We start from the raw sequence: 14,836 nt of genomic DNA on the forward strand, positions 1-14,836 counted from the left end.
TTGCGCAACCGACGTTCTGTCATCACTTTCCGTCAAATTGTCATGTTTTTAGCAGACGGCACGCTGTTTGATGCCCTGTCAGCAGAAACAAACAAATAAGAAAGGAGTTAACTATGACAATCGACAAATTCACTATCAAGGCGCAGGAAACCGTACAGCAGGCCGTCAACATGGCCCGCCAGAACGGTCAGCAGTCCATTGAGCCCGTACATCTGTTCAAGGCCCTGATGGACAAGGCGCAAGACATTACCACATTTATTTTCCAGAAACTGGGTGTCAACGTCCAGCAACTCAACATGCTGGTCTCACAGGAGATGCAGCACCTGGCCCGTGTACAAGGCGGTGAACCCTATCTCTCAAACGACAGTCAGAAGGTTCTGCAGAAAGCCGAAGACCTTGCCCACGAGATGAACGACGAGTACGTTTCGTGTGAGCCAATTCTGTTGGCTCTCTTAGTCGTCAACACCACCGTGAGCCGTATGATGAAAGACGCGGGTGCCAACGAGAAAGATATGCGTCAGGCTATCCTCGAACTCCGTCAGGGGCAGCGTGTGCAGAGTCAGAGCGCTGACGACAACTATCAGTCGCTGGAGAAATATGCTAAAAACCTCGTTGACCTGGCCCGTCAAGGTAAGCTCGACCCCGTCATCGGACGTGATGACGAGATTCGTCGCGTGTTGCAGATTCTATCGCGCCGCACAAAGAACAACCCCATCCTGATTGGCGAGCCCGGTACAGGTAAGACAGCCATCGTTGAAGGTCTGGCCCAACGTATCGTACGTGGCGACGTGCCCGAGAATCTGAAGGACAAGCAACTCTTCTCGCTGGATATGGGCGCATTGGTGGCTGGTGCGAAATACAAGGGCGAGTTCGAGGAACGCCTGAAGAGCGTTATTAATGAGGTGACAGCTTCTGACGGACGTATCATCCTCTTCATCGACGAGATACACACGCTCGTTGGTGCCGGCAAGGGCGAGGGTGCCATGGATGCCGCCAACATCCTGAAACCTGCATTGGCACGAGGCGAGCTGCGCAGCATCGGTGCTACCACCCTCAACGAATATCAGAAATACTTCGAGAAGGACAAGGCCCTGGAACGCCGATTCCAGACTGTGATGGTTGACGAGCCTGATGAACTCTCTGCCATTTCCATCCTTCGTGGTTTGAAGGAGCGCTATGAAAACCACCACAAGGTACGTATTCAGGATGATGCCTGTATCGCTGCCGTGCAACTCTCCGAGCGCTATATCACCGAACGCTTCTTGCCCGACAAGGCCATCGACCTGATGGACGAGGCCGCCGCCAAGCTCCGCATGGAGCGCGACAGCGTGCCCGAGGAGCTCGATGAGATTATGCGCCGTCTGGCCCAACTTGAAATTGAGCGCGAGAGCATCAAGCGCGAAGCTTCCGTGCCCAGTGGTTCGGCCGCTGGGGATAAGCTCTCGCAGCTTGACCGCGAGATTGCCGAGCTCAAAGACCAGGAGCGCGATTTCCGCGCCAAGTGGGAGGGCGAACGCCAGCTCATCAACAAGATTCAGCAGGACAAGCAGGAGATTGAGAACCTGAAACTGGAAGCCGAGCGTGCCGAGCGCGAGGGCGATTACGGTAAGGTGGCTGAGATACGCTACTCCAAGCTAAAGGCCCTTGAAGACGATATCGCCGCCATCCAGCGCCAACTGGACAGCGCCACTACTCCCGACGGATCTCCGTCGGGTACCAGACTGGTCCGCGAGGAGGTCACTGCCGATGATATCGCCGAGGTGGTATCACGCTGGACAGGTATCCCCGTCACCCGCATGATGCAGAGCGAGCGCGAGAAACTGCTCCATCTCGAGGAGGAGCTCCATCGCCGCGTCATCGGCCAGAACGAGGCCATCACAGCCGTCTCTGATGCCGTGCGCCGCAGTCGCGCCGGTTTGCAAGACCCTAAGCGCCCTATCGCTTCATTTATCTTCTTAGGCACCACTGGTGTGGGTAAGACTGAGCTTGCCAAGACGCTGGCAGAATATCTCTTCAATGACGAGACTATGATGACGCGTATTGACATGTCGGAATACCAAGAGAAGCATACGGTCTCCCGCCTGATTGGTGCACCTCCGGGCTATGTAGGCTATGATGAGGGCGGTCAGCTCACCGAGGCTGTACGCCGCAAGCCCTATTCCGTGGTACTCTTCGATGAGATCGAGAAGGCACACCCCGATGTATTCAATATCCTCTTACAGGTATTGGACGACGGACGACTTACCGACAACAAGGGACGTACGGCCGACTTCAAGAACACGATCATCATCATGACCTCGAATGCCACACGCGAACAACTCCGCGCGACTATGCGCCCTGAGTTCCTGAACCGTATCGATGAGATTATCACCTTCACACCACTGTCAAAGGCGGAGATTGCCGATGTCGTCAAACTACAGTTGACACGTGTCCAGAAGATGCTTGAGCCACAGGGCTTCACCCTGGAGGTCACCCCACAGGCTATCGACTGGCTGGCACAGGAAGGCTACGATCCCGACTATGGTGCACGACCTGTGAAGCGTGCCATCCAGCAGTACCTGCTCAACGACCTGTCGAAGAAACTGCTGGCCGACGAGGTGAATCGCGAGAAGCCCATCATCGTGGATTCCTTCGGCGACGGCCTGGTCTTCAGGAATTAAATCATTATCACGACAAAACATCCTAGGGGTCCCGGAAAACTCGCCTCGAGTTTTCCGGGACCCCAAAATCTTCACTCGAGTGATTTCATCGATTGAGTTAGCTCAAATCATGAAATCACTCGAGTGAATTCATGATTTCAGCTATATGGCGATATTTTGCCAGTTTTCTCCATAAAAAAAGTTCCAGTTTTCTTTGTCAGATTAAAATAAAATCCGTACTTTTGCAGCGCAAAAAAATATTCGGGGTGCTGAGGCATGTGCCAAAGCTGAGAAAATACCCATAGAACCTGACGCGGGTAATGCCGTCGGAGGAAAGAAATATGAAAATTAATATTAACAACAAACAACACGAGACGCAAGCCTCTACTATATCAGAGCTTGCCACCCAACTGCAGTTGCCGCCCAAAGGTGTGGCAATAGCCATCGATAATCAGTTGAAACCACGTAGCACCTGGGACGACACACCTCTCCAGGAAGGCGCTTGTATCACTATTATCAAAGCAGCATGCGGGGGGTAAGGCCAATGATACAGTTTATTTCCCACTATTCCGAGCGTTACAGTTATCTGGACTCCATCCAACTGGCTCTTGAGGGCGGTTGTAGATGGATACAACTGCGCATGAAAGACGCTACCGATGATGAGGTACGCCCCATAGCTGTCGAAGCCCAAAAGCTTTGCCGTGCCTATGGAGCCAAATTTATCATCGACGATCGTGTGGCACTGGTACGCGAACTGGGGGCCGACGGCGTGCACCTGGGAAAGAACGACATGCCTATCCGTGAGGCCCGCCGACTATTAGGTTCCGGCTTCATCATCGGCGGCACAGCCAATACCTTTGAGGATGCCAAAGCCCACTACGAAGCCTCAGCCAATTATATCGGCTGCGGTCCTTTCCGTTTTACCACCACCAAACAGAAACTGGCCCCTGTCCTGGGACTGGAAGGCTATCGCAGCATCATCAGTAAGTTGCGTGCTGCCAACATCAACATCCCCATTGTTGCTATTGGCGGCATCACCAAAGACGACATCCCCGCCATCCTCCAGACAGGTATCACGGGCATTGCACTGAGTGGCACCGTATTGCGTGCCAACGACCCCATTGAAGAAATGAAACACATCATAAACATCATTAATCATGAGTAAACTAATTATTGCAGGGCGGGAGTTTAGCTCTCGCCTTTTTTTAGGCACAGGCAAGTTCAATAACAACGAACTGATGGCGCGCGCCATCGAGGCTTCTGCTACGGAGATGGTGACCGTAGCCATGAAGCGAGTAGAACTTGACGATCAGGATGACGAATTACTCACCCACATCACCCAATTCCCCAACATCCAGTTGCTGCCCAACACCTCTGGCGTGCGTAATGCCGAGGAGGCCGTCTTTGCCGCCCAGATGGCACGCGAGGCCTTCGGCACCAACTGGCTCAAGTTGGAGATTCACCCAGACCCACGCTATCTGCTGCCCGACTCTGTAGAGACGCTGAAAGCCACCGAGCAACTGGTAAAACTCGGTTTCGTGGTACTGCCCTATTGTCAGGCCGACCCCACACTGTGCAAGCATCTGGAAGAGGCCGGTGCTGCCACGGTGATGCCTCTTGCCGCCCCCATCGGCACCAATAAAGGTCTGCGCATGAAGGACTTCCTGCAGATTATCATCGACCAGGCCACCGTGCCCGTAGTCGTTGATGCCGGCATCGGAGCGCCTAGTCATGCTGCCGAGGCCATGGAGATGGGTGCCGACTGCGTGTTGGTGAACACCGCCATTGCCGTAGCAGGCGACCCCGTTAAGATGGCCGATGCCTTCCGTCAGGCCGTCATCGCCGGGCGCCAGGCTTACGAGGCTGGTCTTGGAGCCATTGCCGACAGTGCCGAGGCGTCAAGTCCCCTCACTGCGTTCTTAAATGTTTAATGTTTAATCTTTAATGTTTAATCTTTAATGATCAACGATCACAAGGCTTACGCTCAGCGTGAGAAATACTATATGCAGGGTAAGATATACCCTGATTTGAAGGTCGGTATGCTCAAGGTCAACCTCACCCCTACGGTGACGAAGGATGACAATGGCAAGACCCATACAGAGAAGAACGAACCGGTGTATATCTACGACACCAGTGGTCCCTACACAGACCCCAACTATCAGGTTGACCTCAAGAAAGGTCTGCCCCACCTGCGCCAGCAGTGGATTAACGACCGTGCGGCAAAGGGGCAGGGTATCACCCAGATGGCATGTGCCAAGGCCGGCATCATCACTCCCGAGATGGAGTATGTGGCTATCCGCGAAAACATGAACTGTGAGGCACTGGGCATCAAGAGCCACATCACCCCCGAGTTTGTGCGCGACGAGGTGGCTCGCGGCCGTGCCGTCATACCCGCCAATATCCATCACCCCGAGAGCGAACCGATGATTATCGGTCGAAACTTCGCGGTGAAGATCAACACCAATATAGGCAACTCAGCCACCACTTCCTCTATTGACGAAGAGGTGGACAAGGCCGTCTGGTCGTGCAAATGGGGAGGCGACACCTTGATGGACCTCTCCACTGGTAATAATATCCACGAGACACGCGAATGGATTCTGCGCAACTGTCCTGTTCCTGTGGGCACAGTCCCCATCTACCAAGCTTTGGAAAAAGTGGACGGCAAGGTAGAAGACCTCACCTGGGAAGTGTATCGCGACACGCTCATCGAACAGTGCGAGCAGGGCGTTGACTATTTCACCATCCATGCCGGCATCCGTCGCCACAACGTACATCTGGCCGACAGTCGTCTCTGCGGCATCGTGAGTCGCGGTGGCAGTATCATGAGTAAGTGGTGTCTCATCCACGACAAGGAGAGTTTCCTCTACGAGCACTTCGACGACATCTGTGATATCGTGGCGAAATACGATGTAGCCCTATCGCTTGGCGACGGACTGCGCCCTGGCTGTACTGCCGATGCCAACGATGCCGCTCAGTTTGCCGAGCTCGACACCATGGGCGAACTCGTGGGGCGTGCGTGGGAGAAAAATGTGCAGGCCTTTATCGAGGGACCTGGCCATGTACCCATGCACAAAATCAGCGAGAACATGGAGCGCCAGCTGGTGAAGTGTCACGAGGCACCTTTCTACACCCTCGGCCCCATCGTCACCGACATAGCCCCCGGCTACGACCATATTACCAGCGCCATCGGTGGCGCCCAGATAGCATGGTTGGGCACTGCGATGCTCTGCTATGTCACCCCCAAGGAGCACCTGGCCCTGCCTAATAAAGATGATGTACGCGCAGGTATCATTGCCTATAAGATAGCGGCCCATGCCGCCGACCTGGCCAAAGGACATCCCGGAGCCACCATCCGCGACAATGCCCTGTCGAAAGCCCGTTTCGATTTCCGCTGGCGCGACCAGTTTCACCTGTCGCTCGACCCCGAATTGGCTCTGCAGTATTTCACCGAGGCAGGCCACACCGATGGAGAGTATTGCACCATGTGCGGCCCCAACTTCTGCGCAGCCAAGCTCACTCACGACCTGAGGAAGATTAAACATTAAAGATTAAACATTAAAGATTAAACATTAAAGATTAAAGATTAAAGATTAATGGAACTTTCTCGTGAACAATGCAGGCGATACAATCGCCACCTCATTCTCGACGGTTTCGGCCTCGACGCGCAGGAGCGATTGTTGCAGTCGAAGGTGCTGCTGATAGGGGCAGGCGGACTGGGTTCACCAGTTGCCCTCTATCTGGCGGCTGCCGGTGTGGGTACCATCGGTGTTGTGGATGGCGATACCGTCAGCATCACCAACCTGCAGCGACAGGTACTTCACAGCACACCCGACGTAGGACGTCCCAAGGTGGAGGTAGCCCAAGAGCGCATGCAGGCCATCAATCCTGATGTCAAGGTTGAGACCTACGAGACCTATCTCAGTGAGGCCAATGCCCTCGAACTGATACGTCCCTACGACTTCATCATCGACGGCACCGATAATTTCGCCACGAAATATCTGGTCAACGACGCCTGCGTAATGTTAGGAAAGGCCTTTTCCATGGGCGGCATCAGTCGTTATAGCGGACAATTGATGACCCATGTGCCCGGCTCAGCCTGCTATCGTTGTCTGTTTCCCGAGCCACCCGCCAAAGAGGACGTAGAGACCTGCGCCACCGTTGGTGTGCTCGGCTCTATCGCCGGCATGCTGGGTACCGTTCAGGCCACCGAGTGTATCAAATATCTTGCTAACGTGGGCAATCTGCTCACCAATAGTCTTCTCACCTTCGATGCCCTCTCGATGCAGTGGCAGCGCTTCGACTTCGCCCAGCGTTCCGACTGTGCCCTCTGCGGCAAAGAGCCAACCATTCACAAACTGAAGGAATATGCCTTCCAACCCTGTAAATCAAAATAAGCAATATGTTTTCCGACGAACTAAAAAATATCAGTTGGAATGAGACCACCGAGCGTATCGCCTCAATGACCGATGCCGACGTGCGCCGCGCCTTAGGAAAGAGCCACTGTGACATCAACGATTTCATGGCTTTGCTCTCGCCTGCTGCCGAGCCATACCTGGAACAGATGGCACGCCTTTCGCGTAAATATACTGAGGAGCGCTTCGGCCGCACCATGTCGATGTTCATTCCCCTTTATATCACCAACTCCTGTTCCAACTCATGCGTCTATTGCGGTTTCCACCGCGAGAACCCCATGGCACGCACTATCCTCACCCCCGAGCAGATTGAGGACGAATATCGTGCCATCAAACAACTGGCACCCTTCGAGAATATCCTGCTCGTCACGGGCGAGAATCCCGCCAAGGCCGGTGTGCCCTATCTGGCTAAGGCCATTGATATTGCCAAGCGCTATTTCTCGAATATCAAGATAGAGGTGATGCCACTGAAGATGGAGGAATACAAGGAACTGACCCACCACGGCCTCAACGGTGTCATCTGTTTCCAGGAGACCTATAACCGCGAGCACTACCAGCTGTACCACCCACGTGGCATGAAGAGCCGCTTTGAGTGGCGTTGCGACGGATTCGACCGCATGGGTCAGGCCGGTGTCCATTCCATCGGCATGGGCGTGCTGATTGGATTAGAGAAAGAGTGGCGCACGGATGTCACCATGATGGCCCACCACCTGCGCTACTTGCAGAAGCACTACTGGCGCACCAAGTACTCCATCAATTTTCCCCGCATGCGCCCAGCGCAGAACGAAGGATTCCAGCCCAACTGCTTTATGACCGACCGCGAACTGGCGCAGGCCACGTTTGCCATGCGTATCTTTGACCACGACGTAGATATCTCCTACTCTACCCGTGAGCCGGCCTATATCCGCGACAACATGTGCACGCTGGGCGTCACCACCATGTCGGCCGAGAGCCACGTCAACCCCGGCGGCTATCACACCTATCCCCAGGCGCTGGAGCAGTTCTCTGTAAGCGACGAGCGCACCGCCAAGGTCATCAATGCCCGCCTCAAAGAACTGGGTCGTGAACCTGTGTGGAAAGACTGGGATGCCTCGTTCGACCTATTTAAGAAGTGCATATGATTATTGTTCTCACAAAACCCGACTTCTTTTCCGGCGAGGCCGAGCGTATCACCGCCCTGCTCACCAGTGGGAAGGCCGACCTGATACATATCCGTAAACCTCAATCCAGCCAGTATGAGGTAGAGCAATTGCTGTGCGACCTGCCGGCAGTGCTCTACCCTCGACTGGTGCTTCACGACCACCATCCCCTGGCGATGAGATACGGACTGAGAGGCGTGCATCTCAACAGACGCAATCCCAATCCGCCGGCAGACTGGACGGGCGCCGTGAGCATCTCATGCCACACGTTCAAGGAGTTGGCCGAAGCCAGAAAGCAGTCGTATGCCTATATGAGCCTGAGCCCCATCTTCGACAGCATCTCCAAGCAGGGCTACCACTCGGCATTCACCCGTGAACAGATTGAAGAAGCCCGCCTACAGGGTCTTATTGACGAGCGCGTGATGGCACTGGGGGGTGTCACATTCAGCAAGATAGAAAAAATAAAACAAATGGGCTTCGGAGGAGCCATGATCCTCGGCGACGCATGGAAATAGTACTGACCATAGCCGGTAGCGACCCCTCGGGCGGTGCTGGCATCCAACAAGACCTCAAGGTCATCACGGCCCATGGCTGCTATGGTGCCACCGTTATCACTGCCCTCACCTCGCAAAACACGCTGGGTGTGCAGTCGTCCATGTCTGTTCCACCCGACGTCGTAGCCTCACAGTTACACGCCGTCCTCAGCGACCTTCACCTCTCAGCCATCAAGATTGGCATGATACCCGATAAGGCCGTAGCTCAGGTCATAGTTGAAGCATTAAAAGAGGTTCAAGTGCCCATTATCTACGACCCCGTGATGATCTCCACCAGTGGCTATCAGCTCATGTCGTCCGATGCCATCAACTATATCGCAGAGCAGCTATTCCCCCTCTGCACACTCGTCACCCCCAATCTTCCCGAGGCCGAGCGACTGAAAGAGCAATTGGAACATCCCTGCACCGCTTTTCTGGTGAAGGGTGGCCATGCCCAGTCCACGCTGATGACAGACCGTCTCATAATGTCCGATGGCACCGTCAGCGAGTTCACCACAGAGAAGATTGCCAGCCGCAACCTCCACGGCACCGGTTGCACCCTGTCATCTGCCATAGCATCAAATATGGCCCTGGGCAACTCATTACCCAAGGCCATATCTCAAGCAAAGGATTTCATCACAGCAGCCATCCGCCGTTCTGCCGACATTTCCATCGGTCACGGCAACGGACCGTTGCACCCTTTCCTCATTAAATCGGTGTGACAGTCATGGGCGTGAGCACTGCAGCATGCGCTGCCTTCTGGGCAATTACAGCCAGTCCTTTTGCCAGTCCCTTCGGACGCGTCTTCATGCCCACGCAACTCTTTCCCGTGAGTTTCTCAAACCAAGTACAAGCAGCAATATAGCGTCCCATCGTCAGGTTCAGATGGTAACCGTCGCGTGTCAGGTCACGATTCACGATATTATCCTTTGTGCTTGCCGTGGCAAGCACCGTGGTTCTTGCGTTCTGTATGGCAGTGCCCGTAGGAATATAAAACTGCAGGTCATACTGATGGTTACGCATCATCTTCTCTACAGCAGCAGTGATGCTGGAATACATCACGAATTGGTTATAGTTATACTTCGCAAAACCCTTATGTTCAGAGTCTTCTGCATAGGCCCACGTCTGCTGGAAACCCAGTCGGACAGAGTCCACCGCCAGCGCTTTCACATAGCCTATCATCAGACTTAGTCCCGGCTCATAACTCTCCAGGCGACCAGCATCCTGACTCACCTGTTGCAGGGTAATCACATCCCATGGCTCATCAGTGATAATATCCCGTAGCGTATATTTTCCCCGGTTCACCTTCTTGCCGTCGGTCACCTTACGATATTCCGTGTTCACCGCCAGCGAACGGGCATCATTCCAATGCCCTATCAGGCTCCATCCCCCTCTATAGGCATTACCTATGATAAAGGTCACGCCGGCCTCCTTACCCAAGTCCCACAGATACTGCTCCACAGCATCCTCAGAGAATGAATTACCAATGGCCAGCACTCTCAGCGTATCCTTTACCTGCGCGCTCGCGGCCTCAACAATCAACGATAAAAGTAAAAATAAATATAGCCTTTTCATGTCTTTTCTTTATCCTTTTTCAAACAACGCTGCAAAGGTACTCCAAATTTTCGATTAAGCGAAGACTTTTCCAAAGGAATTCATGATAATCATAGAAAAAACTCGCCGAGCCCATCCTTTTGGATGTCTCGGCGAATATTATAAAGGGGAATGTCGTCGGGGAAAGCGCTATGGCTTGTTAGCGCGGAACATTGCAATTTCAGAATCGAATCGTTCTATGATGTCCTCCAGATAGGGATGGCTACGCGGCACGATGATGGCGATAAAATTCTCCATACCCTCGTCTATTACCATTTCGGTCTTGATGTAAAACAGTTTGCTCTGCTCGGCTCCCATAAACCATCGCAGGAACAGACGGTTGCGCTGTGCCTGTTGGTCGTTGGCACTATCGCACATATAGAGCATGATGTCGGGGTTGGCACGGAAGAACTCCACGATGATACGTATCACCGTCTCGCGTACCTTCGGGTCGCTGGGCGAGGCCTTACCGCTGCGATTCATAAGATCGAACCAATAGGCGGGTATCGGGTCGAAGAAAGACTCCTGCTTAAAACTCACGGCATAAACAATGTCGTGGTCTGTGCGGAAGATGTATTCGCCGTCGTCCAGTTTCACCGGATAGGGGCTGTCGTAGAACAGATGCTGTGGATCAAGTTCCTTCATACCGTCTCTATCTTGAAGAAGGGGTCTGACTTGGCACGTTTAATCTGCTCTTCCATTTCCGTCAACTTGACGTCCATACGAGCTCGCCACTCTTTCTTGTACTCACGATAAGCCCTGATGGAATCGATAAACGTTCCGGGCTTGGATGTGAACTGTAATTTCTTTGCTTCCATGATTGATTCTTTTTATTTCTGCGTGCAAATATACAACTTTTTCCCGATAATAACTCAAAAGATAACTCTTTTTTTATTCTAAGGAGTCTGGGAGGGAAGGAGTGGCGGCGCTGGCGCCGACAGAAAAACTCCCAGCCTCCTTATACATCCAGTTGGTGACACTGAAGCCCGTATACTGCTTGAAGGCCAGACTGAAGGTGCTGTAGCTGCGGTAGCCGCTGCGCCCGGCCAGGAGTTTGGCAGAGACGGGACGACCGGCAGAGACGGCCTCGCGATAGAGCCCGATGAAATGATTGATGCGGAGCTCGTTGATATAGGTGTTGTAAGTGGTCTTTTTGCGAGAGAAATACTGACTGAGGTAGAAGCGGTTGATGCCCAGCGCCTGCGCCAACTGACTGACGGTGAGGTCGTGCTGCAGGAAGAGCTGCTTGGCTTCGCAATGCTGGCGCAACAGGCAATCAATATCATCGGGCACGGGACCGGCAATCTCTTCGCTGAGCACGATCTGCGAGATGCTCAGGTCCTGCAGCGTCTCCACGCGCCACAGCAGATAGACAATAAGCACCAGGGCGCACACCTGGACGAGGAATTCGTAGTCCATGCCCCCGTCGCCGCAGGCGTAGATACCAAGCATCAGCATCACCACCGCCAGCACCACGAAGCTCTGCCACACCTCCTTGTGCTCCAGGTCGGCAAAGTTGTCGCGCAGCCAGTGGCCATACTGATACACGGCGCGCACCATATATACCATCAGTCCGATGCCCACCAGCAGCAGATAGCCACGCATCCACGGCAGCAGGTCGTAGCTGCGCATGCCCACGCTCACCGCCATCATGATGACCAGCGGCGCCACGGCCACCCACACCGGCCAGAGCGGTCGGCGCCTGTCCTGCAGCATGCAGAGCAGCACCACGATGGCCACGGGAATCGTCAGCAGACAGTCGAGCAGTCCGCCGATGAGCATCCACAGCGTGGCCGTTTCATTATCGGCAGTCATGCTCGCCGGCAGGTACCACAGATGCCCCGCCGCCACGATGCCGAAAAACGCCGCCGTCCACAGGCGCAGCCTGTCGGGCGTCTTTACGCGCCGCTCAAACGCGTTGCCCTGCCTCAGCAAGAGGTACAGGCAAGCGATGAATGCCGTCGCTGTTCCAGCAGCGTAGAGCATCAAAAGCAGCATGACGCCGAGCGATAATTGTCCGAACATGATTGTTTTCAGGTTTATATTTGCATGCAAAGATAACGTTTTTTTCTGAAACATTGTGATAAATGGCGAAAAAAAACGTTTTTTCCTCCCCAAAACCACCGCCACGCTGTTTCGTATTTGTCTCATTCCCATCCCCGCGGGCTTTTGTTTTCGTCTCATTTGGGGCATGGACTTTCAAAATATGCAAAAACAGTTTCAAAATCTGCAAAATCTTCGTCGGCGGACGAAAAACTATTGCAGGTTTCGCAGATTTTTATTATCTTTGCCAACAGAACATAATTCTTACCCGACATCTATAACCTAATGAGCATAACAAACATTATGATCTTTACACTCGTAGGGGTGGTGGCGCTGCTCACCATCCTCTGCTGCTGTTTATTTTACGCCCTCAGCAGACGCGACGAACGGCTGGACCGGCTCTCCGACGAGAACCGCGACCTGAAGGACGTGATCGAGGACATGGAGAGTGATATGAAGGGCCTCACCGCCGCCCCCTCTCAGGAAAGAGAGGGGAGTAGATAGAAACGAACAGGGAGCACGCGGATGAGACGGAGAGGAAGATGAATCCGAATAATCCGTGGGCGAGACAAAAAGAAAATATATATATAATTCACTTAATTATTAACATTTTTAAAACTTAAAGTTATGAGAAAAAACAAATTATTACTTCTGCTCGCGCTGCTCTTGACGGCGGCGACGGGCGCAAGAGCTGCCTGGACGGGAGGAACCTACACCGCCACAGCTAATGAAAACCTCGGTGCGATTACCGTCAACGGCGACGCCACGCTGACCATCAACTCAGACGTGACCGTCACCATCACCGGCGGCATCAACGTCGCCAGCGGCACACTCACCGTCACAGGCCCCGGCACGCTCGTGGTCACCGGCGCGAAAGGAAACAACGGCGCCAGCGCTTGGGAAGGCGGCAACGGCAGCAACGGCGGTGTAGCCATCAGTGGCAACATCATCGTACAGGGTGGCGCTACCGTGACTGCCACCGGCGGCACCGGCGGCACCGGCGGCACCGGTACATTTGTAGCCGGCACCGGCGGCAACGGCGGTGTAGCCTTCGCAGGCACACTGACCTACAAGAGCGGCACTGTGACTGCAAACGGCGGTTCAGCCGGCAGCGGCGGCTATATCGATGACGAGGAAGAATATGCCTCCAGCGGCTCTGCTGGAAAAGCCTTTGCCAACGACGTGGACTTCACCCAGACGACCGGGTACAGCGTGACGAACGGCACCAGTACAATCGGAAGTGTCTTAAACCAGACAAAGGTCGTCATCTCCGGGGGCACTGACCCCGCCGCCGCCACCACCTACACCGTCACGATGAAGGACGGCGTGAAGGATGCCGACAAGTGGACGGTGAAGGTTGGCGAGGGCTAGGCCCAGGCGCTGCCCATCGGCGGACTGAAGGGCGACGGCTCGGAGACCGTGACGCTGCAGTACAACGGACGACTGAAGGTGAAGGGCGTGAAGGCTACAAGCGAGGCTGCACCGGCGGCGGCGAAGGAACCGGCTACGGTGACGACGGCGCCGACGGGTGCGGCGGTTGTTGGCGTTGGCAAGACGACGGCGCTGGTTAGCGGTGGCGTGGCCGACGGCGGCACGCTGATGTATGCAGTGACCACGACGAACACGAAGCCTGCCTCGACGGATGGCTTCAGCGACGCGGTGCCCACGGCTGAGACCATCACCGCCAGTGGCACGGTATATGTTTGGTATTACGTGAAGGCCGACGACGGCACGCACAGCGACAGCGAGATTGCGGCTACGGCCATTGAGGTTCCCGTGGCCGACATCGTATGGGACGCTTCGAACGTCAAAGAACTTGATGTCTTCGGCAATCATGAACCCTGTACGATTGATGGCGTCACGCTGAGTGGTAATGCCGAAGAGGTTTATGCCAGGTGGTCTGGTTACGGAAATCCGGAAAAGGATGGCATCAGTTTCGAAACGATGGAATCAGGCGGCTTTACCTTCAAGGCACCGAACAGCAAGAAGTTCACAAAGATTGAGATGACGCTCACTGGCCCTGCTGGTTGGGATTATGCAAGTCTCGGCACTGGATGGTTGTATAGTGATGATCCTATGACAGAAATATTTAAAGTCACGTGGAAGGGCAGTGCCGCCTCGACGGTTGATCTGCTGAAGGATGCTGGTAATTTCAACGGCGAAAGGGTGAAAAGCATCGTGTTCTACCTGTCGGATGCAGAGTAACCCCCTCGCGCGCGTATATATATATAATGTATAGTATTCAAGGAGACGAGAAAACGAGGAGACAGGAATACAAGAATTCAAGTAAATGACGATGGAGACGATGATGAGCTTTGCAGTCGATACAGAGCACGCCCGGAGGCAAAAAAGTGGCTTTGTAGTCAATACAGAGCACGTTTCGGGGCAAAAAAGGGGCTTTGTAGTCTATACAGAGCACTCCCGGAGGCAAAAAAGTGGCTTTGCAGTCACTACAGAGCACTCCCAGAGGTAAAAAG

Annotated in this window: 17 protein-coding genes and 1 riboswitch; of the genes, 12 read left to right on the forward strand and 5 right to left on the reverse strand. The window is 54.1% G+C overall.

The window, feature by feature from the left end; genetic code table 11:
• Nucleotides 1-113: 113 nt before the first annotated feature.
• The 9 genes from clpB (at nt 114) to thiD (ending at nt 9,445) form a co-directional block, all read left to right on the forward strand.
• On the forward strand, nt 114-2,660 hold the full coding sequence (gene clpB, locus L6466_RS11560) for an ATP-dependent chaperone ClpB (RefSeq protein WP_237802780.1): 2,547 nt from the start codon (nt 114-116) through the stop codon (nt 2,658-2,660).
• A 231-nt stretch (nt 2,661-2,891) separates the two neighbouring features.
• Nucleotides 2,892-2,994: riboswitch (TPP riboswitch) on the forward strand.
• Nucleotides 2,981-3,178, forward strand: a complete 198-nt coding sequence (gene thiS, locus L6466_RS11565) for a sulfur carrier protein ThiS (RefSeq protein WP_091814326.1) — start codon at nt 2,981-2,983, stop codon at nt 3,176-3,178. It overlaps the preceding riboswitch by 14 nt.
• Nucleotides 3,179-3,183: 5 nt before the next feature.
• On the forward strand, nt 3,184-3,804 hold the full coding sequence (locus L6466_RS11570) for a thiamine phosphate synthase (protein ID WP_237802779.1): 621 nt from the start codon (nt 3,184-3,186) through the stop codon (nt 3,802-3,804).
• Nucleotides 3,797-4,570, forward strand: coding sequence for a thiazole synthase (locus L6466_RS11575; protein WP_091814331.1), 774 nt, complete (start codon nt 3,797-3,799; stop codon nt 4,568-4,570). Before L6466_RS11570 ends, L6466_RS11575 begins: the two co-directional genes overlap by 8 nt.
• Nucleotides 4,571-4,597: 27 nt before the next feature.
• The gene (gene thiC / locus L6466_RS11580; RefSeq protein WP_237802778.1) at nt 4,598-6,184 is read left to right on the forward strand and encodes a phosphomethylpyrimidine synthase ThiC; all 1,587 of its coding nucleotides are present in this window, start codon (nt 4,598-4,600) and stop codon (nt 6,182-6,184) included.
• A 48-nt stretch (nt 6,185-6,232) separates the two neighbouring features.
• Nucleotides 6,233-7,033: a HesA/MoeB/ThiF family protein gene (locus tag L6466_RS11585; RefSeq protein WP_237802777.1), complete on the forward strand. Its 801-nt coding sequence runs from the start codon at nt 6,233-6,235 to the stop codon at nt 7,031-7,033.
• Between the two features lie 5 nt (nt 7,034-7,038).
• Nucleotides 7,039-8,172 (forward strand): 2-iminoacetate synthase ThiH, encoded by a 1,134-nt coding sequence (gene thiH, locus L6466_RS11590; protein ID WP_237802776.1) that lies wholly within the window; start codon nt 7,039-7,041, stop codon nt 8,170-8,172.
• Nucleotides 8,169-8,705, forward strand: a complete 537-nt coding sequence (locus L6466_RS11595) for a thiamine phosphate synthase (RefSeq protein WP_237802775.1) — start codon at nt 8,169-8,171, stop codon at nt 8,703-8,705. The genes thiH and L6466_RS11595 overlap by 4 nt, the downstream gene beginning before the upstream one ends.
• Nucleotides 8,696-9,445 (forward strand): bifunctional hydroxymethylpyrimidine kinase/phosphomethylpyrimidine kinase, encoded by a 750-nt coding sequence (gene thiD / locus L6466_RS11600; protein ID WP_237802774.1) that lies wholly within the window; start codon nt 8,696-8,698, stop codon nt 9,443-9,445. The genes L6466_RS11595 and thiD overlap by 10 nt, the downstream gene beginning before the upstream one ends.
• On the opposite strand, the gene L6466_RS11605 is transcribed toward thiD, so the two are convergent.
• The 5 genes from L6466_RS11605 to L6466_RS11625 form a co-directional block, all read right to left on the reverse strand.
• Nucleotides 9,432-10,298, reverse strand: a complete 867-nt coding sequence (locus tag L6466_RS11605) for a DUF4886 domain-containing protein (protein WP_237802773.1) — start codon at nt 10,296-10,298, stop codon at nt 9,432-9,434. The genes thiD and L6466_RS11605 overlap by 14 nt on opposite strands.
• Nucleotides 10,299-10,466: 168 nt before the next feature.
• Nucleotides 10,467-10,961, reverse strand: a complete 495-nt coding sequence (locus tag L6466_RS11610; protein ID WP_237802772.1) for a DUF6169 family protein — start codon at nt 10,959-10,961, stop codon at nt 10,467-10,469.
• Nucleotides 10,958-11,134, reverse strand: a complete 177-nt coding sequence (locus tag L6466_RS11615) for a hypothetical protein (RefSeq protein ID WP_237802771.1) — start codon at nt 11,132-11,134, stop codon at nt 10,958-10,960. Before L6466_RS11615 ends, L6466_RS11610 begins: the two co-directional genes overlap by 4 nt.
• 73 nt (nt 11,135-11,207) lie before the next feature.
• Nucleotides 11,208-12,131: a helix-turn-helix domain-containing protein gene (locus L6466_RS11620; protein ID WP_237802770.1), complete on the reverse strand. Its 924-nt coding sequence runs from the start codon at nt 12,129-12,131 to the stop codon at nt 11,208-11,210.
• A gap of 94 nt (nt 12,132-12,225) precedes the next feature.
• Nucleotides 12,226-12,540, reverse strand: a complete 315-nt coding sequence (locus tag L6466_RS11625) for a hypothetical protein (RefSeq protein WP_237802769.1) — start codon at nt 12,538-12,540, stop codon at nt 12,226-12,228.
• A 104-nt stretch (nt 12,541-12,644) separates the two neighbouring features.
• On the opposite strand from L6466_RS11625, the gene L6466_RS11630 reads away from it, so the two are divergent.
• The 3 genes from L6466_RS11630 to L6466_RS11640 all read left to right on the forward strand — a co-directional run bounded on the left by L6466_RS11630 (nt 12,645) and on the right by L6466_RS11640 (nt 14,564).
• Nucleotides 12,645-12,863, forward strand: coding sequence for a hypothetical protein (locus tag L6466_RS11630; protein ID WP_237802768.1), 219 nt, complete (start codon nt 12,645-12,647; stop codon nt 12,861-12,863).
• A 123-nt stretch (nt 12,864-12,986) separates the two neighbouring features.
• Complete coding sequence (locus tag L6466_RS11635; protein ID WP_237802767.1) at nt 12,987-13,730, forward strand: hypothetical protein; 744 nt, start codon at nt 12,987-12,989, stop codon at nt 13,728-13,730.
• A 48-nt stretch (nt 13,731-13,778) separates the two neighbouring features.
• The gene (locus L6466_RS11640; protein ID WP_237802766.1) at nt 13,779-14,564 is read left to right on the forward strand and encodes a hypothetical protein; all 786 of its coding nucleotides are present in this window, start codon (nt 13,779-13,781) and stop codon (nt 14,562-14,564) included.
• The last annotated feature ends 272 nt before the right edge of the window (nt 14,565-14,836 follow it).

The sequence above is a fragment of the Prevotella communis genome (assembly GCF_022024175.1).
In the GTDB taxonomy this organism is placed as follows: Bacteria; Bacteroidota; Bacteroidia; order Bacteroidales; family Bacteroidaceae; genus Prevotella; species Prevotella communis.